21 protein-coding genes, 10 tRNA genes and 3 rRNA genes are annotated in these 23,877 nt (G+C 46.5%); 33 read left to right on the plus strand and 1 reads right to left on the minus strand.

Going from position 1 to position 23,877, the window contains the following annotated elements:
- Positions 1-8 precede the first annotated feature (8 nt).
- From acpS to FLK61_RS04000, 14 genes are all read left to right on the plus strand, one after another.
- Positions 9-362, plus strand: a complete 354-nt coding sequence (gene acpS / locus FLK61_RS03935; RefSeq protein WP_176008228.1) for a holo-ACP synthase — start codon at positions 9-11, stop codon at positions 360-362.
- Between the two features lie 59 nt (positions 363-421).
- Complete coding sequence (locus FLK61_RS03940) at positions 422-1,642, plus strand: LolA family protein (RefSeq protein WP_176008229.1); 1,221 nt, start codon at positions 422-424, stop codon at positions 1,640-1,642.
- 518 nt (positions 1,643-2,160) lie between these two features.
- Positions 2,161-3,369 carry an alanine racemase gene (gene alr, locus FLK61_RS03945; RefSeq protein ID WP_176008230.1) on the plus strand — a complete coding sequence of 403 codons (1,209 nt, stop codon included), beginning with the start codon at positions 2,161-2,163 and terminating at the stop codon, positions 3,367-3,369.
- A gap of 251 nt (positions 3,370-3,620) precedes the next feature.
- On the plus strand, positions 3,621-3,899 hold the full coding sequence (locus FLK61_RS03950) for an antitoxin (protein WP_176008231.1): 279 nt from the start codon (positions 3,621-3,623) through the stop codon (positions 3,897-3,899).
- A 5-nt stretch (positions 3,900-3,904) separates the two neighbouring features.
- Positions 3,905-4,255, plus strand: coding sequence for a type II toxin-antitoxin system PemK/MazF family toxin (locus tag FLK61_RS03955; protein WP_176008232.1), 351 nt, complete (start codon positions 3,905-3,907; stop codon positions 4,253-4,255).
- A gap of 158 nt (positions 4,256-4,413) precedes the next feature.
- Entirely contained in the window at positions 4,414-5,241 is an 828-nt protein-coding gene (locus FLK61_RS03960) for an RsbT co-antagonist protein RsbRA (RefSeq protein ID WP_176008233.1), read from the plus strand.
- Positions 5,242-5,252: 11 nt separating this feature from the next.
- Positions 5,253-5,609, plus strand: coding sequence for an STAS domain-containing protein (locus FLK61_RS03965; protein WP_176008234.1), 357 nt, complete (start codon positions 5,253-5,255; stop codon positions 5,607-5,609).
- A gap of 2 nt (positions 5,610-5,611) precedes the next feature.
- On the plus strand, positions 5,612-6,013 hold the full coding sequence (locus FLK61_RS03970; protein WP_176008235.1) for an anti-sigma regulatory factor: 402 nt from the start codon (positions 5,612-5,614) through the stop codon (positions 6,011-6,013).
- A 15-nt stretch (positions 6,014-6,028) separates the two neighbouring features.
- Entirely contained in the window at positions 6,029-7,042 is a 1,014-nt protein-coding gene (locus tag FLK61_RS03975; protein ID WP_430708789.1) for a PP2C family protein-serine/threonine phosphatase, read from the plus strand.
- A gap of 65 nt (positions 7,043-7,107) precedes the next feature.
- Positions 7,108-7,437, plus strand: coding sequence for an STAS domain-containing protein (locus tag FLK61_RS03980; RefSeq protein ID WP_176008236.1), 330 nt, complete (start codon positions 7,108-7,110; stop codon positions 7,435-7,437).
- Positions 7,438-7,439: 2 nt separating this feature from the next.
- Positions 7,440-7,931, plus strand: a complete 492-nt coding sequence (rsbW, locus tag FLK61_RS03985) for an anti-sigma B factor RsbW (protein ID WP_176011131.1) — start codon at positions 7,440-7,442, stop codon at positions 7,929-7,931.
- Positions 7,894-8,697 carry an RNA polymerase sigma factor SigB gene (gene sigB / locus FLK61_RS03990; RefSeq protein ID WP_176008237.1) on the plus strand — a complete coding sequence of 268 codons (804 nt, stop codon included), beginning with the start codon at positions 7,894-7,896 and terminating at the stop codon, positions 8,695-8,697. Before rsbW ends, sigB begins: the two co-directional genes overlap by 38 nt.
- Positions 8,698-9,300, plus strand: a complete 603-nt coding sequence (locus FLK61_RS03995; RefSeq protein WP_176008238.1) for a SpoIIE family protein phosphatase — start codon at positions 8,698-8,700, stop codon at positions 9,298-9,300. It begins immediately after the preceding gene.
- 359 nt (positions 9,301-9,659) lie between these two features.
- Entirely contained in the window at positions 9,660-11,816 is a 2,157-nt protein-coding gene (locus FLK61_RS04000; RefSeq protein WP_176008239.1) for a Tex family protein, read from the plus strand.
- A gap of 12 nt (positions 11,817-11,828) precedes the next feature.
- Here the strand turns inward: FLK61_RS04000 and cmpA are convergent, their stop codons facing one another.
- Complete coding sequence (gene cmpA, locus FLK61_RS04005) at positions 11,829-11,933, minus strand: cortex morphogenetic protein CmpA (protein WP_176008240.1); 105 nt, start codon at positions 11,931-11,933, stop codon at positions 11,829-11,831.
- An 89-nt stretch (positions 11,934-12,022) separates the two neighbouring features.
- On the opposite strand from cmpA, the gene FLK61_RS04010 reads away from it, so the two are divergent.
- The 19 genes from FLK61_RS04010 (at position 12,023) to tsaD (ending at position 23,822) form a co-directional block, all read left to right on the plus strand.
- Complete coding sequence (locus tag FLK61_RS04010) at positions 12,023-12,508, plus strand: SprT family protein (RefSeq protein WP_176008241.1); 486 nt, start codon at positions 12,023-12,025, stop codon at positions 12,506-12,508.
- Between the two features lie 149 nt (positions 12,509-12,657).
- Positions 12,658-12,732, plus strand: a tRNA-Asn gene (locus FLK61_RS04015).
- A gap of 6 nt (positions 12,733-12,738) precedes the next feature.
- Positions 12,739-12,829, plus strand: a tRNA-Ser gene (locus tag FLK61_RS04020).
- 20 nt (positions 12,830-12,849) lie between these two features.
- Positions 12,850-12,924: transfer RNA gene (locus FLK61_RS04025), tRNA-Glu, on the plus strand.
- Positions 12,925-13,122: 198 nt separating this feature from the next.
- Positions 13,123-13,198 (plus strand) — tRNA-Val (locus tag FLK61_RS04030).
- An 8-nt stretch (positions 13,199-13,206) separates the two neighbouring features.
- A tRNA-Asp gene (locus tag FLK61_RS04035) sits at positions 13,207-13,282 on the plus strand.
- A 26-nt stretch (positions 13,283-13,308) separates the two neighbouring features.
- Positions 13,309-13,393, plus strand: a tRNA-Leu gene (locus tag FLK61_RS04040).
- A gap of 27 nt (positions 13,394-13,420) precedes the next feature.
- Positions 13,421-13,506 (plus strand) — tRNA-Leu (locus FLK61_RS04045).
- A 46-nt stretch (positions 13,507-13,552) separates the two neighbouring features.
- Positions 13,553-13,629 (plus strand) — tRNA-Pro (locus FLK61_RS04050).
- A 20-nt stretch (positions 13,630-13,649) separates the two neighbouring features.
- A tRNA-Gly gene (locus tag FLK61_RS04055) sits at positions 13,650-13,723 on the plus strand.
- Between the two features lie 30 nt (positions 13,724-13,753).
- Positions 13,754-13,830, plus strand: a tRNA-Ile gene (locus FLK61_RS04060).
- Between the two features lie 185 nt (positions 13,831-14,015).
- Positions 14,016-15,582: ribosomal RNA gene (locus FLK61_RS04065) — 16S ribosomal RNA — on the plus strand.
- Positions 15,583-15,823: 241 nt separating this feature from the next.
- A 23S ribosomal RNA gene (locus tag FLK61_RS04070) occupies positions 15,824-18,761 on the plus strand.
- 123 nt (positions 18,762-18,884) lie between these two features.
- Positions 18,885-19,001 (plus strand): 5S ribosomal RNA (gene rrf, locus FLK61_RS04075).
- The 16S, 23S and 5S rRNA genes sit together here with 10 tRNA genes alongside, the layout of an rRNA operon.
- A gap of 902 nt (positions 19,002-19,903) precedes the next feature.
- Positions 19,904-21,052, plus strand: a complete 1,149-nt coding sequence (locus tag FLK61_RS04080; RefSeq protein WP_176008242.1) for a trans-sulfuration enzyme family protein — start codon at positions 19,904-19,906, stop codon at positions 21,050-21,052.
- Positions 21,053-21,210: 158 nt separating this feature from the next.
- Positions 21,211-21,669: a tRNA (adenosine(37)-N6)-threonylcarbamoyltransferase complex ATPase subunit type 1 TsaE gene (gene tsaE / locus FLK61_RS04085; RefSeq protein ID WP_176008243.1), complete on the plus strand. Its 459-nt coding sequence runs from the start codon at positions 21,211-21,213 to the stop codon at positions 21,667-21,669.
- Positions 21,666-22,376, plus strand: coding sequence for a tRNA (adenosine(37)-N6)-threonylcarbamoyltransferase complex dimerization subunit type 1 TsaB (gene tsaB / locus FLK61_RS04090; RefSeq protein WP_176008244.1), 711 nt, complete (start codon positions 21,666-21,668; stop codon positions 22,374-22,376). Before tsaE ends, tsaB begins: the two co-directional genes overlap by 4 nt.
- Entirely contained in the window at positions 22,366-22,815 is a 450-nt protein-coding gene (rimI, locus tag FLK61_RS04095) for a ribosomal protein S18-alanine N-acetyltransferase (RefSeq protein ID WP_176008245.1), read from the plus strand. Before tsaB ends, rimI begins: the two co-directional genes overlap by 11 nt.
- Positions 22,812-23,822: a tRNA (adenosine(37)-N6)-threonylcarbamoyltransferase complex transferase subunit TsaD gene (gene tsaD, locus FLK61_RS04100; protein ID WP_176008246.1), complete on the plus strand. Its 1,011-nt coding sequence runs from the start codon at positions 22,812-22,814 to the stop codon at positions 23,820-23,822. The genes rimI and tsaD overlap by 4 nt, the downstream gene beginning before the upstream one ends.
- The last annotated feature ends 55 nt before the right edge of the window (positions 23,823-23,877 follow it).

The following is a 23,877-nucleotide window of genomic DNA, read 5'->3' on the forward strand; positions in this document are numbered from 1 at the left end:
GAGCCGTTATGATTCAAGGAATCGGATTAGATGTGATCGAATTATCGCGCATTCAAACTATTATCGAGCGCCAACCCCGTTTTTACACACGTGTATTGACAGAAACAGAGCAACAAACGTTTCTCACACTTAAAGGATCTAGGCAAGTGGAGTTTTTGGCTGGGCGATTTGCGGCGAAGGAAGCCTGCGCAAAGGCGCTCGGATGTGGGATTGGCGGCGAGCTGTCATTCCAAGATATTCAAATTGATAAAGATGCGTTAGGAAAACCTATTTTAGTCTGCGCCAAAGCGGAGAGAGCGCATGTCTCTATTACGCATTCTAGAGAATTTGCGGCTGCACAAGTGATCATCGAAAAGGCATAAGCGTCGGGACAACCTCATATATGTGTAAGGCAACGACTAGACATAAAGGGGTTGAACAGATGAAGAGGATGATCGTTTTCGTTTTTGCGCTACTCATGCTACTTGCAGCCTGTGGCGAAAAGACGGAGCAGGATGTATTAAATGATATGGAGCAGCTGATGACGGACATGCAAGGGTATAAGGCAACTGCTACGATGACGCTGGAAACTGGAGAGGAGCCTCAGGAATATGAGGTGCAGATTTGGTACAAGCATCCTACTTACTACAAGGTAGAGCTTGCACACACAGAGAAGGAGCAGAAGCAAATTATTTTGCGGAACGATGAAGGCGTATTTGTGTTAACGCCATCGCTAAATAAGAGTTTCCGCTTCCAGAGTGATTGGCCAGAGAATAATAGTCAGGTGTACATGTATGACTCGCTTTTAAACGATATTTTAATTGATGCAGAAAGACAGTTCGAGGCGGGAGAAGAGGAGTATACCTTCCGCACGAATACGAACTACTCCAATCAAAACTTGGCGCAACAGGAAATTAAGCTAGATAAAAAGACGCTGACACCAACAGAGGTGGATGTAACTGATTTAAGCTTAAAGGTACTTGTACATGTCGATTTTGATTCCTTCGAGTTAAATCCGACGTTTACGGATCAGGATTTTTCTAAAGAAGCGGTGATGGGTGAATCTGTTCCAGAGGAGGGCGATGCCTCGAATAATGAAGGAGCAGAAGGTGCTACGAGTGATGACGGATTAGCGAATGACAACGGCGGCGCTTCGGATGACCAAAACGAGGACGAAGGTAGCAACGAAGGGGATCGTGACGGTGCTGACGGTGGAGAAGATGGTGCCCAGAATGGAAACGGTACTGGATCGGGTGAGGGCGGATCTGAAGATGGAGACGGCGTTGGGTCTGGTGAGAACGACGATTCCGCTACTGGCGACGCGTCTGCGTTTACCGTATTCTATCCATTGTATGAACCGGATGGCACAACGCTTTCTTCTTCCGACGAAATTAATGATCGCGTCATTCTGACATACGATGGGACGCAGCCTTTTACATTAATTCAGCAAAAGGCACGGTACATGCAGATGGATGCAGCAATTGATAGCGTCGGCGAACCACTCGATTTAGGCTTTACGATCGGGGTGCTAACAACTGATGCAAAGGGCTTGTCGCTATCTTGGACCTATGCAGGAACAGAATTCTTCCTTGCCTCAAACGTGATGGAGCTCCAGGAGCTGGAGGCCGTAGCAAGAAGCGTGCATGGTACGGAGGAAAAATAGGTTAAGGTGCTAATTTCGAATAGACAGTAAAGGGCCCCGCTGATGCGGGGCCCTTTGTGTGTTGAAGAGGGCTCGTATATGTTGGAAGTTCGCGAGGAGGGAATCACTGCGCGTAGGTAGGGGAGGATTGCTCAAATTTGATACGTGGTCGCGCGAGTTGAACAATTCTATACATGAAGCGGAATGGATTCAATACTACATAAAGAAGCTTTAATAAGATGCCGGATACAGCCATGAAGTGTATTTGATAGATGATGCAAACTGCATGCAAAATGGCGCATCGATATCTATGAATGACGCATATTTTTTACCTTGACGCATACGGGATATCAACTGAAGCAACGAACATGTGATTTGATGCAACTAACGGGCAATTTGGTGTAATGAGACATCCGTTCAACGCAAGCCAAATTACTCCACTATAGACAGCTCGCTAAACCAACTACCATCCCATTCACACATTTTTCTAAATTAAAATTAAGGTAGGTTTTGACACGACGGGGGGCTAAATCGTTATAATGGAGAGATCAACGTTAAAAAGTGGAGGCTGGACTGTGGAATCGTTACGACCATTTTATCGAGATACTTGGGCAGAGGTTGATTTGGATGCAATCGCCCATAATATACACGCTATAAAATCAACGCTACCTGAGCATGTGCACATTATGGCGGTAGTAAAAGCGAACGCGTATGGACATGGCGCGGCCGATGTTGCGCGCGAATCACTTGCGGCAGGTGCGTCAATACTTGGAGTCGCCATATTAGATGAGGCGATCGCTCTTCGTCAAGAAGGGATTGTGGCACCGATTTTGGTGATGGGTTACGTGAGACCAGAGGATGTAAAGATTGCCTGCGAGCTAAATATTACACTCACTGTCTTTCAGGCCGAGTGGGCAACGCTTGCCTTGCAAACTCTTCAAGACTCAACGCTCAAGCTACATTGTCACCTTAAGCTTGATACAGGTATGAATCGAATAGGAATGAAGACCGAGGAGGAGATCGATGAGCTTTTAGCTGTTTTAGAAACAACGAAGAAGATCATCGTAGATGGCGCATACACACATTTAGCAAAAGCCGACGAGCATGATAAGCAATACACGTTCAAGCAAATTGATCGGTTTAATCAGCTTTTAGACCATCTCCGAATAAAAGGCATCGATCCATTCTTTAAGCACTGTGCAAACAGTGCGGGGACTTTGCAGTATGAACAGGCTCCTTTCAACGTCATACGAGCTGGGATTGCCATGTACGGATTAACGCCATCTATAGAGATGAAGCCTACGCTGCCTGTCAAACTCAAACAGGCATTTTCTCTCCATAGTAAAGTGACGCATGTAAAACGTCTTGGACCTGGGGAGAAGGTTAGCTACGGTGGTACGTATGAAACGAAGCAAGAAGAGTGGATTATTACTATTCCGATTGGATATGCAGATGGCTTTATCCGAGCAAATCAGTCTGGGGAAGTGCTTGTTAATGGGGACCGTGCGCCGATTGTCGGTCGAGTCTGTATGGACCAGCTGATGGTTCGGGTCAAAGAAGAAGTACCAGTTGGAACAAAGGTCACCTTGATTGGGGCGCAGGGCGACTCGCACATATCAACAGATGAAGTCGCAGAGAGACTCGAGACGATCAACTATGAGGTGTCGTGCATCATCAGCTACCGTGTGCCAAGGGCAATTGTAAAAGACGGCAAGACCCTACACATCCATAACCGCGTGTTTTCTTAAAATTAGTAGGAAGCTTTGATGAATAGATGCTAAACTTTAAGATATAACTTGCTAATCTATGCATATAGTAGTCTTAAGAAAAGGTTTAATATCACTACTGTACAACCTTTGTGCCATTATCTTACATGATTTGTTAGAAAATTGACGAAAAAGTTAAGAAATTGCCAAAAGTTGCTTTGCAATCTACTTTGTCAAATGATATGATTGAACAGGAATACAAACTTGTTTCGATGGCTACATGGAGGTGTTCGGTGTCTATGGAAAGTACAAAGAACATTACGGTTAGTTTACCGCAACAATTGGTGAATGAATTAGATGCATTAACAGAAGGTAAAGATGAAGATCGCTGCGCATTTATCCAACGTGCAACAAAAATGTACGTGCAGGAGCAAAAGAAGCTACTCATTCGCGAGACGATGCAACAGGGGTACGAAGAAATGGCGAAAATCAACTTAATGATTGCAACGGAATCCTTTTTAGTTGAAGAGGAGGCTGAAAGTACGCTAGATCGCCTTGTTAGTGGGGTGTAGCGGATTTGATAGTCAAACGCGGTGATGTTTATTTTGCAGACTTATCACCAGTCGTTGGGTCAGAGCAGGGAGGAGTAAGACCTGTTTTGATCGTACAAAACGACATTGGGAACAGATTTAGCCCAACGGTGATTGTTGCAGCAATTACAGCACAAATTCAAAAAGCAAAACTACCAACACACGTAGAGATCAACGCTAAGCAATACGGATTTGATCGCGACTCGGTCATTTTATTAGAACAAATCCGCACGATTGACAAACAACGATTAACAGACAAAATTACTCATTTAGATGACGATATGATGTTAAAAGTGAATGACGCATTGAACATAAGCATTGGCCTTATTGACTTTTAACACTCAGCGACCAAAAAGACTGGACTCCACGAACGGCAGATTCAGTCTTTTTTGTATGGACATATGTTTGGAAGCATTCTTTGACAATGTTTGCAATTAGGTATAAACAGTGAAATAATGAAAGTATCATTTTTTAAAAGTAGAGTGGAGGAAAGACAATGAATCCTAAGGTCAGGGATGAAGTACTAAAACACAGACAAACAATTATCGAATCGTGGCTCGAGTCAATTGAGCAATTTCGAGCAGACGATCTTTTACAGAATATCTCTGATACCATGTACGAGAATACGAACCGTGAGTTCGTAAACAAACTAGTACTCACTATTCAAAACGGTGAGACAAACGCAGAAAATGACTTGAACCAATATGTAGAGCGCTTAATCCAAATGGGATGGCCGCTTAACTATATCACACGAGGACTTCAAGAGTTTAGGAAGACAACGATTCGCGTGTTGGCTTCTGAAAGCAACCAAGACAGTGAGCATATTGAATATTTCCTAGAGATCGAAGACTGGATTGATGATGTCATCAATGTACTAGTGAATCAATATTCTGGATCTTGGGAGAATACTGTTTTTCTACAAAAAATGGCACTTAAGGAATTATCCGCACCGCTAATTCCTGTTTTTGAGCACATTAGCGTAATGCCATTGGTCGGGACGATCGATACAGAACGCGCTAAGCTCATCATGGAAAATCTGTTAGACGGAGTTATCGAGCACCGGTCGCAGGTAGTATTAATTGATATTACTGGCGTGCCAGTAGTAGACACAATGGTTGCGCACCATATTATTCAAGCTTCGGAAGCTGTACGACTAGTTGGGGCGAAATGTATCCTAGTTGGAATCCGTCCGGAAATTGCGCAGACAATTGTAAACTTAGGGATTGATCTTGGTAAATTCCCTACAAAAAGCACGCTCAAAAAAGGAATTGAATCAGCCTTAGAGATGACGAAAAAACAAATCGTCGAGCTCGAAGGTAAATAGGGGGGCTTGTTGTGCGAATTCCTATTCTTAAACTACATGATTATCTATTAATCTCTGTCCAAGTAGAATTAGATGATCAAACTGCTCTGCAGTTTCAAGAAGACGTGTTAGAAAAAATTCATCAAGAAGGGTCGAGAGGCGTTGTTATCGACCTAACCTCCGTAGATATGATAGATTCCTTCATCGCAAAAGTGTTAGGCGATGTAGTCGATATGTCTAATTTAATGGGAGCGAAAGTCGTATTAACTGGGATCCAACCAGCGGTTGCGATTACCCTCATTGACATGGGCATTGTGCTTGATGATGTTCCGACTGCATTAGACCTTGAACAAGGGTTGGAGAGACTCCAACTCGAATTGGAGGGTTGATTATGCAAGTTCAAACCCATGTTGATATAAACAGTGAATGGGGTATCGTTGCTGCCAGACAAGCAGGACGTAAATTAGCGCGAGAAATTGGATTCGGTTCTGTTGATCAGGCACGAATCACGACTGCCATCTCAGAGCTTGCAAGAAACATTTATTTATATGCAAACAAGGGACAAATTCAAATAGAAGAAGTAGCTGCTTCAGGCAAACGTGGAATAAAAATTATTGCAGATGATCAAGGACCAGGGATTAAGGATCTTAGACGCGTAATGGAAGATGGTTTTACGACGTCAGGCGGACTTGGGGCCGGCTTGCCAGGTGTGAGACGCTTAATGGACGAGTTTTCTATTGATTCGGAGTTAGACCAGGGGACGACGATTACTGCAACGAAGTGGCTTCGTTAGGGAGGTGCGCTCGTTTTGGAGGAAATGAAGGTATCGATGTACCAGCTTTATAAGGAAATGCTAACATCTTATTTAGAAAACCAGAGTGAACATGCTTTATATCATGCGCAACAGTTTAGTAAGCAAATGATGGAGCAGGACATGTCACCAGAAGAAACAGTGAGCCTTCACATTTCCGTGTTTCAAGAACTAAAGGATGACTTATCACAAGAGGTGATCGATTCATTTGATCTATTGCTAGAGGTCATGATCGGTTACGGTCTTGCTTATCGAGAGCATCAGAGTTTAAGAGACAGACAGCAACGACTAGAGTCAGAGCTAGATGTTGCTGCCAGAATGCAAAAAACGCTCCTTCCACATAACGACCTAAAGATGGATCAGATCGACTTAGGTGTCATTAGTGTCCCCGCTAGTAAAATGAGCGGGGATTATTATCACTATGGAACGGACGATAGCGGAAATGTGATTGTTGCCGTAGCGGATGTTATTGGTAAGGGCGTCCCCGCAGCACTTTCGATGTCGATGATTAAGTATGCAGTAGATACATTGACAGAGAAAGAGTTTCAGCCTGCCTCTCTTTTAGAGAGTTTAAACAGGGTTGTGCATCGTAACATTGATGAAGACATGTTTATTACGATGATGTACGGATTATATGATTCGACAGACCATACATTTTATTATGCAAGCGCTGGGCACGAACCTGGGTTTGTTTATGATGCGTCTGAAGACACGTTTGATAATTTGGAGGCTAAAGGGCTCGTTCTCGGTGTGTCTCCTAAAGTGTCTTATAAGGAGAGCTCGTTTTCTTTAAAAGAAAATGATTTCGTTGTGTTATTGTCTGACGGTGTAACGGAATGTCGTGTAGATGGAGAGTTTATTGAACGCGCGCAGCTCGTCGATATCATAAGGCGACATCAGCATTTAACTGCGCAGGAAATCGTTGATCAAGTCTATCAAGAGCTTGAAAAAGCACAGGAATTCCAATTAAAGGACGATTTTACCCTGCTAATTTTACGCCGTAAGGTTTAGCTTTTTGCAAAATGAGGAATATAGATTTAGGCTCATTTTTTTCGTAACTATTAGGAGGGAACTATATGAATTTAGAAATCAATGTAACAGAATCGGAAAACCAAAACCTCGCACAAGTTTCTGGAGAAGTAGACGTGTATACAGCGTCGAAGCTGAAGGAAACATTACATCCACTTGCTGAACAGCCAAACAAACATCTTATCGTCGATTTATCAGACGTGAACTATATTGATAGTACGGGTCTAGGGATCTTTATCGGTACGTTAAAATCAACGGAAAAGTCTGGCAGTACATTAACACTTACTGGATTAAATGAACGCGTGAGGCGTCTATTTGAGATTACAGGATTGAACGAAGTAATCGAAATTGACGCAACTAAAAGGGAGGAAGCATAGTGATGACTCAAACTTCTGATGTTATTGAAATGAAAGTCCCTGCGAAGCCAGAATATGTAGGCGTCGTAAGACTTACCGTTTCAGGAGTCGCAAATCGTTTAGGCTACTCATACGACGACATTGAAGACATTAAGATTGCCATTGCTGAGGCATGCACGAATGTTGTAAATCATGCTTATAAAGATGATTCTGTCGAAAACACGATGCATGTTGGCTTTACTGTTTATGAGGATCGATTAGAGATGATCGTTGCCGATAACGGTGGCGCTATCGATGTGGAGACACTCTTGTCAGAGCGTGGTCCTATTTCAAAGGATCAGCCTGTTGAGGATATGAAGGAAGGAGGGCTTGGGCTCTTCTTAATCGAAACACTCATGGACCGAGTGGAGATTCGCGGGGAATCTGGCGTCATGATCGTGATGACGAAGTACCTGCATAGAGATGAGGTGGAAAGCCATGTCAGATCAACCTCAAAAGAAAACGCAGAGCAGTAAGCAACAGCAGCATAAGCAAAAAGTTCTTGAAATGATTTTAGAATTTCAACGAACGGGCGACGAAAATCTGCAAACGGATCTCGTTCTTGAGTATGAAAGTCTTGTTCATGCTTTAGCTAGAAAGTTTTCGCGAGGACAACGACATGACGAAGATCTCGTCCAAGTTGGAATGATTGGTCTGCTTGCTGCCTTTAGGCGTTTTGATGAATCCTTCGGTCGAAGCTTTGAATCGTTTGCTGTTCCGACAATAGTTGGTGAGATTAAACGGTTCATTCGCGATAAAACGTGGAGTGTTCACGTCCCAAGACGTATTAAAGAGTTAGGTCCAAAAATTAAAAGTGCTGTAGAAGAGCTGACAACAGCCCTTCAACGTTCTCCATCTGTGCATGAAATTGCGGAGCACCTTGATGTAACAGATGAAGAAGTACTTGAGACGATGGAAATGGGGAAGAGCTACCAGGCACTTTCTGTCGATCGCTCTATAGAAGCTGATGATGAGGGAAGTGCAGTGACACTTCTTGACTTAGTTGGCCAACAAGAGGATGGCTATGCCAAAACAGATCAGCAGCTACTATTACAAAAGGCATTTACTGTCTTAACTGATCGCGAGAAGCAAATTCTTCAGTTAACGTATTTCGAGAACATGAGTCAAAAGGAGACGGGTGATAAGCTCGGTATTTCCCAGATGCATGTATCACGATTGCAACGAAGGGCTTTGCAAAAGCTACGTGAATCAATTCGAATCGAGCCAACGGAGGCCTTTTAAATGATCGAACACCAGCATTTACGGGAGATCGACGTTAGCATTTATCAAACAGCCAAGAATGGAAACTGGTGTTCGGGCGACGGGTATTTAACACTTCGGACTGACGACTTTGTTTTGACAGCAGTCGCAGATGGATTAGGGAGTGGAGAGGAAGCGATGCATGCTTCCTCAACCGTCATGAAGGTTATTGAAGAGAATAGTGAGAAGGACTTATTAACACTTATGGACCTCTGTAACAACGAGATGTTTGGTACGAGAGGGGTCGTTCTCACTATTCTTAAATTTCATTTTCATGAGCGTATGATTGAATACTGTAATGTAGGTAACATTGCTTGTGTTCTTTACCGTAGTCCAGGGAAAGTAGTTCGTCCATTACCATCTCGAGGGTTTTTGTCTGGTCGTAAGAAAAAGTTCTTCATCCAGCAATTCGCTTACGAGAAAGACATGCTATTTCTTCTGCATTCCGATGGATTTAAGCTTTTACCGGTTCACCATACTTTGTTCTCAGGTGTGGAGCGTCCACAGGAAGTCCTTCAGAAGGTTCTTCTAATGATGGATAATCCAGATGATGATACTACCGTTTTAGTCGGAAAGATCAATTAACTTCATACGATCACGTGTAAAAGACCAATAGCATTAGCGTTGGTCTTTTTTTGATGAGTTTAGAGACTTAGAAAAAGTGAGACGTGATGACACAAAGGGAAAGCTAGAAAGCGCGATTAAAGGTCGTGGACGAGCAAACGAGGGGTGCGGACGCGTAAACGAAAGTACAAAGAACAATCTAATTGGTAGAAGGAATAAACGAGGATCATAAACGCGCACAAGAAAAACAGAGCTACCAAACCAAGCTTACCTAAAGCGCAATTAAGGTGCCTAGTGCGCAAATGCAACTCAATGAGATATCGTGCTTTTGTCATTCGCCTTCTACTTCCTGTATGATAGATAAAGTAGGAGGGATTAACATGACACAAAACATAGAATTAGTGAGTAAAGAATTACAAATTAAACCGAAGCAAGTACAGGAGGTTATCTCTCTATCGGATGAAGGGAACACCGTCCCGTTTATTGCGCGTTACCGAAAAGAGCAGACAGGTGGTCTCGATGAGGAACAAATTCGAGCTATACTAACTCGATGGGAATATATGAATGCCCTTGATAAACGTAAAGAGGAAGTCGTTCGTTTAATTGAGGAGCAAGGCAAGTTAACAGACGAACTTTCAGAAGCTATTGAAGCGTCGACGAAGCTTCAAGAAGTGGAGGACATTTATCGTCCGTATAAGCAAAAGCGCAGAACTCGCGCTACGATAGCAAAAGAACGTGGTTTAGAGCCATTTGCAACGTGGATTATGTCGTTCCCTAAAGAGGGAGACCTCCATGCACAGGCGACTACATATGTTAATGAAGAAAAAGAGGTTGGAACGGCAGAGGATGCGATCGCTGGTGCGCAGGATATTATTGCGGAGATGGTAGCCGATGATCCGGATATTCGCAAGCAGGTGCGTCAGATGACGTGGCGCGACGGGATGCTTGTGTCGGAGCGAAAGCCGAAGTCGGAGGATGAGAAGGGTACGTTTGAGATGTACTACGAATATGGAGAGAAGGTGGCAAAGATTGTTCCGCACCGTATTCTCGCTGTAAATCGTGGAGAATCGGAGGACGTACTGAAGGTGAAGGTTGAGCCACCGATTGATCGTATTCAGACGTGGATGGAGAAGCAGGTGTTAAAAGGCACGTACACGATCGTCGCGGATGCGGTAAAGGGTGCGATTGCGGATGGCTATAAGCGCCTGTTGCAACCGTCGATTGAGCGTGACATTCGCGGAGAGCTGAATGAGAAGGCGGAGGAGCATGCGATCGAGATCTTCTCGGAGAATTTGAGGAACCTTTTACTACAGCCGCCACTAAAAGGACGAGTTGTACTAGGAGTGGACCCGGCATTTCGAACTGGCTGTAAGCTCGCGGTCGTAGATGATACGGGTAAAATGCTTCATGTGAGTGTCATTTATCCAACGGCTCCGTGGAATAAAACGGCGGAAGCAAAAAAAGTTGTTATAGATCTTGTCCAAAAGCACGGCGTGAAAATGATCGCAATTGGTAACGGTACGGCGTCTCGTGAGACAGAGCAGTTTATCGCAGATGTCCTTAAGGAGACGACGGATGTGTACTATCTCATCGTGAATGAAGCGGGAGCAAGTGTCTATTCAGCTTCAAAGCTTGCAAAAGAAGAGTTCCCAGACTTGCAAGTAGAGGAACGAAGTGCGGTATCAATCGCGCGTCGTTTACAGGACCCATTAGCTGAGCTTGTAAAAATTGATCCGAAATCAGTTGGCGTTGGGCAGTATCAGCATGATGTGACACAGTCTAAGCTTGGAGATAGTTTAACGTTTGTCGTAGAGACGGTAGTTAACCGAGTAGGAGTCAACGTAAACACGGCTTCATCCTCGTTATTGCAGTATGTAGCTGGTCTCTCAAAGACAGTTGCAACAAATATTGTGAAGCGTCGTGAGGAAGAAGGTAAGTTTGTTTCGCGTAAGGAGCTTAAGAAGATTCCTCGCTTAGGCGCTAAAACATATGAACAGGCAATCGGGTTTATGCGGATTAATGACGGCAAAGAGATACTTGACCGCACGGCGATTCACCCGGAGAGCTATGATGTCACGCATGCGTTGCTCCAGCACCTGTCGCTGACAAAAGAGCAAATTGGCTCTGAAGAGGCAAAAGCGGCACTTGAAGCGATCGACATTCGTGAGATGGCTACTACGCTCGAAACTGGGGAGCCAACGCTACGCGACATCGTGCAGGCATTGATTCAACCGGGGCGTGATCCACGTGACGATATTCAAAAGCCTCTATTAAAGCAAGACGTTCTATCTCTTTCCGATTTAGAAAAGGGGATGGAGCTCCAAGGGACTGTGCGTAATGTCGTTGATTTTGGAGCATTTGTTGATATAGGTGTAAAGCAGGATGGATTGGTGCATATTTCGAAGCTCGCAAATCGATTTGTGAAGCATCCAATGGATATTGTCTCTGTTGGTGATGTGGTAACTGTGTGGGTGGATGGCGTAGATGAGCAGAAAGGGCGAGTCTCGTTAACGATGAAGCAACCATCTGATCAATAAAATCTAGGGAGTCTACAGGCGCTGGTAGTAAAACCAGCACGCGTTCAGCGTACGGACCTTATAAAGGTCTCGTGTCCTGTAGGCTTCTTTTAATTGATTGATTAACCAATGCGGCACGAAAAGACACGTCCTTTCCCTTTTCGACTTTTATATAGAATGATATAGTATATGCAGGATCAAAATAATTGTGATGGAGTGCGTGCATAATGAATGATAAAGATTTACAGCAGCTAACGGAATCTATATCGATGGAATACTTTAAGCGCCCTTTTTTACATCGGGCTTTTTTTAACCCGCGCTTGCGAACTACAGGTGGTCGCTATTCATTAGGTACGCATGATATTGAAATTAATCCTCGTCACTTTGAGTATTTCGGAGAGGAAGAGGTTGTGAGTATCATCAAGCACGAGCTTTGTCATTATCATTTACATATCCTTGGTATGGGGTATCAGCATAAGGATGAGGATTTTAAGCTTCTATTAAAGCAAGTTGGTGGTTCTCGTCACTGTAAAACGATCCCGAATAGCAGGTCCACTTCGTCTAAGCTACACATTTATGAGTGTGAATCCTGTGCGCTACAGTTCACTCGCCGTCGTCAAATGAATACGAAAAAGTACGTGTGTGGCAGGTGTCAGGGCAGCCTCAAAAAAATAGTAACAAAAACATTTAAAAAACCATTGACGGTAAATTAGATTCTGTGTTAAATTATAAAAGTCGCTGAACGAGCGGTGCTTACAGCGCCAACGACAAAAAATACTTTTTTAAAAAAGTATTGTTGACATAGACCACTGAAAAGTGGTAAGATAAATCTTGTCGAAAAGAGACAAACCTTACTTAATATTCCACAGTAGCTCAGTGGTAGAGCTATCGGCTGTTAACCGATCGGTCGTAGGTTCGAATCCTACCTGTGGAGCCATTTCTTGGAGAAGTACTCAAGTGGCTGAAGAGGCGCCCCTGCTAAGGGTGTAGGTCGCGAAAGCGGCGCGAGGGTTCAAATCCCTCCTTCTCCGCCAGTAAATTTTTCGCCTTTACTGGCCCGTTGGTCAAGTGGTTAAGACACCGCCCTTTCACGGCGGTAACACGGGTTCGAATCCCGTACGGGTCACCATGATTTACATAAACGCAGTCATCTGATACGAAAACGAGAACAGTTGACAAAGAGATTCGCCCTTACAAAAAACTTGATTGGATAAAGAAACAAGAAGATCGAGGAAACAAGGGAGAGAACGTTCAAGCGTACTCAGGTACGTGAGAAAAGTGAACGAGTGCAGTTGACAAAGAGATTCGTAGTTTATTTATCCAATATGGAGGATTAGCTCAGTTGGGAGAGCACCTGCCTTACAAGCAGGGGGTCGGCGGTTCGAGCCCGTCATCCTCCACCATTATAAGTGGTCCCGTGGTGTAGCGGTTAACATGCCTGCCTGTCACGCAGGAGATCGCGGGTTCGATTCCCGTCGGGACCGCCATTTATATTTTTAAGACTTTCAATTGTGCGGGTGTGGCGGAACTGGCAGACGCGCTAGACTTAGGATCTAGTGCCTTCGGGCGTGGGGGTTCGACTCCCTTCACCCGCACCAATTATTACAATTTAACAGTTTATGTACGCGGTCGTGGCGGAATGGCAGACGCGCTAGGTTGAGGGCCTAGTGGGAGAAATCCCGTGGAAGTTCGACTCTTCTCGACCGCACCAATTACATAAATCCCTGAATATATAACATGTAAATGTCGCCCTTAACCGGGAAGTAGCTCAGCTTGGTAGAGCACTTGGTTTGGGACCAAGGGGTCGCAGGTTCGAATCCTGTCTTCCCGACCAGTTATACGACATTTTATCATGCGGGTGTAGTTTAGTGGTAAAACCTCAGCCTTCCAAGCTGATGATGTGAGTTCGATTCTCATCACCCGCTCCATTTATTTAACCAAATTACATGATTGGTTCAGGGCCTGTAGCTCAGCTGGTTAGAGCGCACGCCTGATAAGCGTGAGGTCGGTGGTTCGAGTCCACTCAGGCCCACCATAAGAACTTCTCATAGAACAACTTGCTCTTTGAAAACTAAACAAAAGACGAAGCGAAGGAATTAAAAGAGATGAAAACCATCTCGTCAATTTTTTTAAATGAAGAACCTAGTTCTTCAAAATGAATCGCTAGATTCGTTGTTCGAGTTTACTCGAACGTTAGTCAGAAGTTCAAACTTCGACGATTTATCGGAGAGTTTGATCCTGGCTCAGGACGAACGCTGGCGGCATGCCTAATACATGCAAGTCGAGCGCAGGAAGCATCACGATCTCTTCGGAGTGAATGATGTGGAATGAGCGGCGGACGGGTGAGTAACACGTGGGCAACCTGCCCTGTAGACTGGGATAACTTCGGGAAACCGAAGCTAATACCGGATAATCAAAGGAACCGCATGGTTCCCTTGTAAAAGTTGGGTTTTACCTAACACTACAGGATGGGCCCGCGGCGCATTAGCTAGTTGGTAAGGTAATGGCTTACCAAGGCGACGATGCGTAGCCGACCTGAGAGGGTGATCGGCCACACTGGGACTGAGACACGGCCCAGACTCCTACGGGAGGCAGCAGTAGGGAATCATCCGCAATGGGCGAAAGCCTGACGGTGCAATGCCGCGTGAACGATGAAGGTCTTCGGATCGTAAAGTTCTGTTATGAGGGAAGAACAAGTGCCGCACGAATAGACCGGCACCTTGACGGTACCTCACGAGAAAGCCCCGGCTAACTACGTGCCAGCAGCCGCGGTAATACGTAGGGGGCAAGCGTTGTCCGGAATTATTGGGCGTAAAGCGCGCGCAGGCGGTCTCTTAAGTCTGATGTGAAAGCCCACGGCTCAACCGTGGAGGGTCATTGGAAACTGGGAGACTTGAGTGTAAGAGAGGAAAGTGGAATTCCATGTGTAGCGGTGAAATGCGTAGATATATGGAGGAACACCAGTGGCGAAGGCGACTTTCTGGCTTACAACTGACGCTGAGGCGCGAAAGCGTGGGGAGCAAACAGGATTAGATACCCTGGTAGTCCACGCCGTAAACGATGAGTGCTAGGTGTTAGGGGTTTCGATGCCCTTAGTGCCGAAGTTAACACATTAAGCACTCCGCCTGGGGAGTACGGCCGCAAGGCTGAAACTCAAAGGAATTGACGGGGGCCCGCACAAGCAGTGGAGCATGTGGTTTAATTCGAAGCAACGCGAAGAACCTTACCAGGTCTTGACATCCTCTGCCACTCCTAGAGATAGGACGTTCCCCTTCGGGGGACAGAGTGACAGGTGGTGCATGGTTGTCGTCAGCTCGTGTCGTGAGATGTTGGGTTAAGTCCCGCAACGAGCGCAACCCTTGACCTTAGTTGCCAGCATTTAGTTGGGCACTCTAAGGTGACTGCCGGTGACAAACCGGAGGAAGGTGGGGACGACGTCAAATCATCATGCCCCTTATGACCTGGGCTACACACGTGCTACAATGGATGGTACAAAGGGCAGCAAAACCGCGAGGTTGAGCAAATCCCATAAAGCCATTCTCAGTTCGGATTGTAGGCTGCAACTCGCCTACATGAAGCCGGAATTGCTAGTAATCGCGGATCAGCATGCCGCGGTGAATACGTTCCCGGGCCTTGTACACACCGCCCGTCACACCACGAGAGTTTGTAACACCCGAAGTCGGTGAGGTAACCTTTATGGAGCCAGCCGCCGAAGGTGGGACAGATGATTGGGGTGAAGTCGTAACAAGGTATCCCTACCGGAAGGTGGGGATGGATCACCTCCTTTCTAAGGAGCATTAAGCTCAATCGAACTTCGCATTCGATCCTTTTGTTTAGTTTTGAGAGGGTAAGCCTCTCCGGAAGAACCCCTTGTGGGGTCTATTCCGAGTTGACCTTTGAAAACTGGATAGTAAGAACATGTAGAAAAGAATCACCGGAAAATCAATCCGTTTGGAAACAAACGAAAGGTTTTTCCGAGTGTCTTAGAAGATAGCCAAGAAGTAAAACGACGTCCTAACAGTAAGTTAGGTTAAGCGAATAAGGGCGCACGGTGGATACCTTGGCACTAGGAGCCGATGAAGGACGGGACGAACACCGATATGCTTCGGGGAGCTGTAAGTAAGCGTTGATCCGGAGATTTCCGAATGGGGGAACCCACTACCCGTAATGGGGTAGGATCCATATCTGAATCCATAGGATATGAGAAGGCAGACCCAGGGAACTGAAACATCTTAGTACCTGGAGGAAGAGAAAGCAAATGCGATTTCCTTAGTAGCGGCGAGCGAAACGGAATTAGCCCAAACCAAAAGGCTTGCCTTTTGGGGTTGTAGGACATTCCATACGGAGTAAGAAAGAGAGAGTCTAGACGAAGCGATCTGGAAAGATCCGCGGTACAAGGTAACAGCCCTGTAGTCAAAAGACTCCCTCCTCCGGAGTGTATCCTGAGTACGGCGGGACACGTGAAACCCCGTCGGAATCTGGGAGGACCATCTCCCAAGGCTAAATACTCCCTAGTGACCGATAGTGAACCAGTACCGTGAGGGAAAGGTGAAAAGCACCCCGAGAGGGGAGTGAAAGAGATCTTGAAACCGTGTGCCTACAAGTAGTTGGAGCCCGTTAATGGGTGACAGCGTGCCTTTTGTAGAATGAACCGGCGAGTTACGATTACGTGCAAGGTTAAGTTGAAGAGACGGAGCCGCAGCGAAAGCGAGTCTGAATAGGGCGACATAGTACGTGGTTGTAGACCCGAAACCGGGTGATCTACCCATGTCCAGGGTGAAGTCCAGGTAACACTGGATGGAGGCCCGAACCCACGCACGTTGAAAAGTGCGGGGATGAGGTGTGGGTAGGGGTGAAATGCCAATCGAACTCGGAAATAGCTGGTTCTCCCCGAAATAGCTTTAGGGCTAGCCTCGAGGGAAGAGTATTGGAGGTAGAGCACTGATTGGACTAGGGGTCCCCACAGGATTACCGAATTCAGTCAAACTCCGAATGCCAATTACTTATCCTCGGGAGTCAGACTGCGAGTGCTAAGATCCGTAGTCAAAAGGGAAACAGCCCAGACCATCAGCTAAGGTCCCAAAGTATACGTTAAGTGGAAAAGGATGTGGAGTTGCTTAGACAACCAGGATGTTGGCTTAGAAGCAGCCATCATTGAAAGAGTGCGTAATAGCTCACTGGTCGAGTGACTCTGCGCCGAAAATGTACCGGGGCTAAACGTATCACCGAAGCTATGGATTAACACCTTAGGTGTTAATGGTAGGGGAGCGTTCCAAGGGCTGCGAAGCAAGACCGGAAGGACTTGTGGAGCGCTTGGAAGTGAGAATGCCGGTATGAGTAGCGAAAAGAGGGGTGAGAATCCCCTCCGTCGAAAGCCTAAGGGTTCCTGAGGAAGGCTCGTCCACTCAGGGTTAGTCGGGACCTAAGCCGAGGCCGAAAGGCGTAGGCGATGGCAAACAGGTTGATATTCCTGTACCACCACGCTTTTGTTTGAGCAATGGGGGGACGCAGGAAGGTAGGGAATGCGCACGATTGGAAGTGTGCGCTGAAGCAGTGAGGCTGGTAGATAGGCAAATCCGTCTACCGTAAGGTTGAGCTGTGATCACGAGCGAAATTTAGTAGCGAAGTTCCCGATCCTACACTGCCAAGAAAAGCCTCTAGTGAGAAAGCTGGTGCCCGTACCGCAAACCGACACAGGTAGGCGGGAAGAGAATTCTAAGACGCGCGGGAGAACTCTCGTTAAGGAACTCGGCAAAATGACTCCGTAACTTCGGGAGAAGGAGTGCTCTATTAGGGTGCAAGCCCGAGAGAGCCGCAGTGAATAGGCCCAAACGACTGTTTATCAAAAACACAGGTCTCTGCGAAGCCGCAAGGCGAAGTATAGGGGCTGACACCTGCCCGGTGCTGGAAGGTTAAGAGGAGGGGTTATCCCTTACGGGAGAAGCTCTGAATTGAAGCCCCAGTAAACGGCGGCCGTAACTATAACGGTCCTAAGGTAGCGAAATTCCTTGTCGGGTAAGTTCCGACCCGCACGAAAGGTGCAACGATTTGGGCACTGTCTCAACGAGAGACCCGGTGAAATTATATTACCTGTGAAGATGCAGGTTACCCGCGACAGGACGGAAAGACCCCATGGAGCTTTACTGTAGCTTGATATTGGATGTTGGAACAGCTTGTACAGGATAGGTAGGAGCCTTGGAAACCGGAGCGCTAGCTTCGGTGGAGGCATTGGTGGGATACTACCCTGGCTGTTTTGACATTCTAACCTCGAACCGTGATCCGGTTCAGGGACAGTGTCAGGTGGGCAGTTTGACTGGGGCGGTCGCCTCCTAAAAAGTAACGGAGGCGCCCAAAGGTTCCCTCAGAATGGTTGGAAATCATTCGCAGAGTGCAAAGGCATAAGGGAGCTTGACTGCGAGACATACAGGTCGAGCAGGGACGAAAGTCGGGCTTAGTGATCCGGCGGCACCGTATGGAAGGGCCGTCGCTCAACGGATAAAAGCTACCCTGGGGATAACAGGCTAATCTCTCCCAAGAGTCCACATCGACGGGGAGGTTTGGCACCTCGATGTCGGCTCGTCGCATCCTGGGGCTGAAGTAGGTCCCAAGGGTTGGGCTGTTCGCCCATTAAAGCGGCACGCGAGCTGGGTTCAGAACGTCGTGAGACAGTTCGGTCCCTATCCGTCGCGGGCGTTGGAAATTTGAGAGGAGCTGTCCTTAGTACGAGAGGACCGGGATGGACACACCGCTGGTGTACCAGTTGTTCCGCCAGGAGCATAGCTGGGTAGCTACGTGTGGACGGGATAAGTGCTGAAAGCATCTAAGCATGAAGCCCCCCTCAAGATGAGATTTCCCATCACTTATAGTGAGTAAGATCCCTTAGAGATGATGAGGTAGATAGGTCTCGTGTGGAAGCATAGCGATATGCGGAGCTGAGAGATACTAATCGATCGAGGGCTTAACCAAGATATATAGTTTTACAGAAGGCGTCAACTAAGACGATTCTTCTTCTACATGTTCACTATCCAGTTTTGAAAGGTCAACGACCTTTATCTTTCTTGATTCGCACAGCGGAGCAAGAAATCATAGTCTAGTGACGATAGCAGAGAGGTCACACCCGTTCCCATGCCGAACACGGAAGTTAAGCTCTCTAGCGCCGATGGTAGTTGGGGGCTGTCCCCCTGTGAGAGTAGGACGTTGCTGGGCAAACGAGCATCCACCTGATGGTGGGTGTTTTTTTGTGTGTTAAAAAGGGAAATTAGCTGCCTTTTTAACGGGAAGGTCGTTGATTTATCGATCGTTTACGTCAGGCTAGAGGTCGTTTGCATCATATTGGGTAGTGAGTGCGCCACCTGATCTTCCGTATGCGTCGCGGCAGATTGGCTTGCATCAAATGAAGGAGTGTATGCATCCAAGATAGAACGGCGTTTGCATCACATCTAAGATGGAGTGCGTCAGTTGGGTCTTCGTATGCGTCTGTTAAACTAGCTTTGCATCAAATGGGAAACTGTTTGCTTCAAACGCCTAGGCATATGCATCAAACAAGGTATCCGTTGCATCACTTGGCACTGGGTATGCGTCAAGTCCCATTCTTCGCATCAAATCCGTGCTTGTATGCGTCATTTGGAAGTCCGTATTTACCAAATCAGAAAGAAGGTCCGTCGCTTAATCTTCCATAAACGTTAAGCAGCTAGTTGATCCAGATGACATAAAAGAAGTAAGGAGCAAATGGAAGTAAGGTGAATCTAATGAGAAGTATGCCGCAACAACCAATATCCTCCAACTAACAACCTCAAAAAACTAACACCACTCAAAACAAAAAACGCCGCTGACTCTCTGACAGAGCGCACCGGCGGGCTGGCAACAGACCAGCAAATATATTTAAGGGGGAAAGGACGTAATGTCCTTTACTGATACCTACTATACAGAGGAATTATGAAGCTAATATGAAGGGGACATGAAGCCTATATGACAAATCATTAATTTGTTTTCTTCCATATGGGTGTATAAAAATACGCGCAAAATAAAACGATTATCTATATTATCTGACTAATTTAAGGTATGATAGTGAGATAAATGATTTTTGTGAATAGAAGGGATGATTGACCATGCGTTTTGATACAATGAACGTGCATTTTCCTACCAAGGAGCAAGCAAATGAAGTGAGTAAAACAAAGCCGATTTACCAAACTTCGGCATTTACCTTTAAAGACTTCACAGAGATGGAAGAGTACTATCAGGGGAATAAAAATTACCTCTACACGCGTATGGGTAATCCAAATAATGATGACCTAGGCAAGGGGGTTGCGGACCTTGAAGGAGCAGAGATGGGCGTGGCAACATCCTCTGGGCTATCCGCTATCCTAGCAGGTGTCTTAGCCGTTGCGAAAACAGGCGATCATATCATCGCAACAGAAGACCTTTACGGAGGGACATATTCGCTATTTAAGCAGGATCTCGCAGACTTCGGAATCGAAGTAAGCTTTATTGACTTAACCGATCGAGAGGCAATCGAAGCATCAGTAAAGGACAACACCGTCCTTCTCTATAGCGAATCGATCACAAATCCATTACTACGAGTAGAGGACATCGAAGGGCTCTCACAAATTGCGCTCACTAACGATATTAAACTTATGATCGACAATACGTTTGCAACACCATACCTATTACGACCACACGAACTCGGAGCAGACATCGTTGTCCACAGCGTTACCAAATATATCGGTGGACACAGTGACGTGACAGCAGGAGCTGTTACTGGGTCACGTGAGCTTATGGTAAAAGCAAAGGCTAAAATGGCTATGCTTGGTAGCAACGTCGGACCATTCGACGCATGGCTCGCGAGCCGAGGACTTAAAACACTTAGCCTCCGCATGGAACGGCAGTGTAATAACGCACAAAAGCTAGCTCGATCACTGGAGACAGCAGACGGCGTCAAGCACGTTTACTATCCAAAAGCAGCATCTACAAAAGGCAACGGCGCTATCGTGACGATCGAACTCGATGATGCTATCGACGTCTTTGACTTTTCGTCTAAACTAGGATTTGTCAAAGTCGTCCCTACGCTCGCAGGACTCGAGACATCGATCTCCTATCCGATCGCAACATCGCACCGATCCATACCAGACGAACTACGCCAAAAGCTAGGCGTCACTGCCCAAACGATTCGCATCTCCGTAGGAATCGAAGACGCAGACGACATCACAGAAGCATTCGAAAAAGCGCTTCAAGCCGTACGATTTGAGCAACAAGCTTAATTTTTTGGGCTAACCACATAACGCATCAACGATGACAGAAGACGAAGGAGGAACCATGCCTCCTCGCTTCTGTTTTTTGTTTGTTTAATCCCGCTTGTTGTTACGCTATAGGTATTGGTATAATAGGGACGCAGCAAAACAGAACGGGAGGACAGCCAATGGAGACGTGGCACCTAAATACAATAGAAGTAAGAGAAACAGAGGCGTTCGCTGACAAATTAGGCGGCCTATTAAAACCAGGGGATCTTGTCACCTTAAGTGGAGACTTAGGCGCAGGTAAAACGACGTTTACAAAAGCATTAGCAAAAGCATTAGGCGTTACCAAAAACGTAAACAGTCCAACGTTTACGATTATGAAGGAATATAGGGGCTACGTACCCTTTTATCATATGGATGCGTACCGACTCGAAGACTCATTTGAGGATCTTGGCCTCGACGAGTATTTTGAAGGAGAAGGTGTCACAATCGTCGAGTGGCCGGAAATGATCGAGGAGCAGCTCCCAACGGAACGGTTAGCCCTCTTTATTTCGTACGAAGGGGAGACAGCAAGACAAATCCGTCTTGAAGCAACTGGCGAGCGGTACGAGGCGATTGTAAAGGAGCTTAAGCAAGGATGAATATACTAGCAATAGATACGACCTCCACTGTGATGACAGTGGCAGTAGTCAAAGACGAGAGGCTGCGTGGGGAGATAACGACGCATCATAAAAAGAATCATTCGATTCGGCTGATGCCGGCGATCCGTATGCTGTTTGAAGAAGCGGATATGAAGTCAGAAGAAATCGACCGCATCGTGGTCTCAGAGGGTCCTGGTTCTTATACAGGTGTCCGCATAGGTGTTACAACCGCCAAAACGATGGCATGGTCACTAGGTGTGCCACTCGTAGGTGTATCCAGTATGGAAATGTTAGCGCAAAACGGTCGCTATTTTAACGGACTGATTTCGCCGTTTTATGATGCGCGTCGTGGACAAGTATTCACGGGGCTTTATCGTGCGGCAAACGGCATCGTGGAGCAGGTGGAAAAAGACCAGCTTATTATGCATGAAGAATGGCTTACGAAGCTTAAAGACTATGACGAACCTGTCTTGTTCTTTAGTCCAGATATCGAGAAGCACGAGGAGCTTATTCGGGAGCAGCTAGCGTCTGCGGTCATTGCACAGCCTATCAACCAGCAGTCTCACGCAGCAGCTTTAGCGGCAATTGGAGCGACTAGAGAGCCAGTTACGGATATTCATGCATTTACACCGACGTATTTACGGATTGCCGAAGCGGAAGCGAATTGGTTAAAGCGTCAACAGCAGGAGCAGGCTGATGGCAAGTGATGTGCAGATTCGTCTTATGGACATCCCGGATATAGATGGGGTATTAGATGTTGAGCACGATAGTTTTCCAACGCCTTGGACGAGAGAGGCGTTTTATAATGAAATTACGAAGAATCAGTATGCGTATTATTTAGTCGCGGTTGACGGCGAAAAGGTAATTGGGTACTGCGGGCTGTGGGTGATTGTGGATAGTTCGCATATCACGAATATCGCGGTGCACAGCTCGATGCGTCGCGAGGGAATTGGTGAGGCGTTGTTGCATGGGTCGATGGAGATGGCGCGCATGCTTGGCGCGGAGCGGATTAGTTTAGAGGTGCGGGTGTCGAATGAGCCGGCGCAGGCGATGTATCGGAAGTTTGGATTTGAGAACGGTGGAATTAGAAAGCAATACTATACGGATAACCAAGAGGATGCTCTTGTGATGTGGGTGAAGCTATGAATAAACAATCATTGATATTAGGTATTGAGACGAGCTGTGATGAGACGGCGGCAGCGGTTGTACGCGACGGTCGGCAGATTGTGAGTAACGTGGTCTCGTCGCAGATCGAGAGTCATAAGCGCTTTGGTGGTGTCGTGCCGGAGATTGCGTCGCGTCATCACGTGGAGCAGATGACGTATATTATCGAGGCGGCGCTACAAGAAGCGGACGCGGAGTTTAGCGATCTGGATGCGATTGCGGTGACGGAGGGGCCTGGTCTAGTTGGTGCCCTGCTGATCGGCGTGAACGCAGCCAAAGCGCTGGCGTTTACTCGCAACATTCCGCTCGTCGGCGTGCATCATATTGCCGGTCATATTTACGCGAATCATCTTATAGAGGAGCTAACCTTCCCGCTCGTGACGCTTGTCGTCTCCGGCGGTCACACAGAGCTTGTCTATATGCAGGAGCATGGCTCCTACGAGATTATTGGGGAAACTCGGGACGACGCTGTTGGCGAAGCGTACGATAAGGTTGCGCGTACGATTGGTCTACCGTATCCTGGAGGACCTCATATTGATAGACTTGCAGCAGAAGGGGAGGAGACAATTGATCTCCCACGTGCGTGGCTTGAGGACGGGTCGTACGATTTCAGCTTCAGTGGCTTAAAGTCTGCAGTTATTAATACGTTGCACAACGCGAAGCAAAAGGGAATCGAGCTTCGTCAGGAGGACATTGCGGCGAGCTTTCAGGCTGCAGCCGTCGATGTGTTAGTAACAAAGACGATGCGTGCTGTGGAAGAAAAGGGAGTAGATCGTCTCTTAGTTGCAGGTGGAGTAGCGGCAAATAAAGGTCTACGTAAAGCGTTAACAGATGCCTGTTTAGATAAAGGAATTACGCTAACAATCCCGCCACTGTCCTTATGCACGGATAACGCTGCGATGATTGCAGCAGCAGGTGCGATTGCGTTTGAACAAGGTCGCAGAAGTGATGATCGCTTAAACGGTGAACCAGGTCTTGACCTTAAGTAGCATGATTTGTCGAACATAGACTAAATTTGAAACATTTTTCCTGCTTCCTCCGTAT

The sequence above is a fragment of the Paenalkalicoccus suaedae genome (assembly GCF_006965545.2).
In the GTDB taxonomy this organism is placed as follows: domain Bacteria; phylum Bacillota; class Bacilli; order Bacillales; family Salisediminibacteriaceae; genus Paenalkalicoccus; species Paenalkalicoccus suaedae.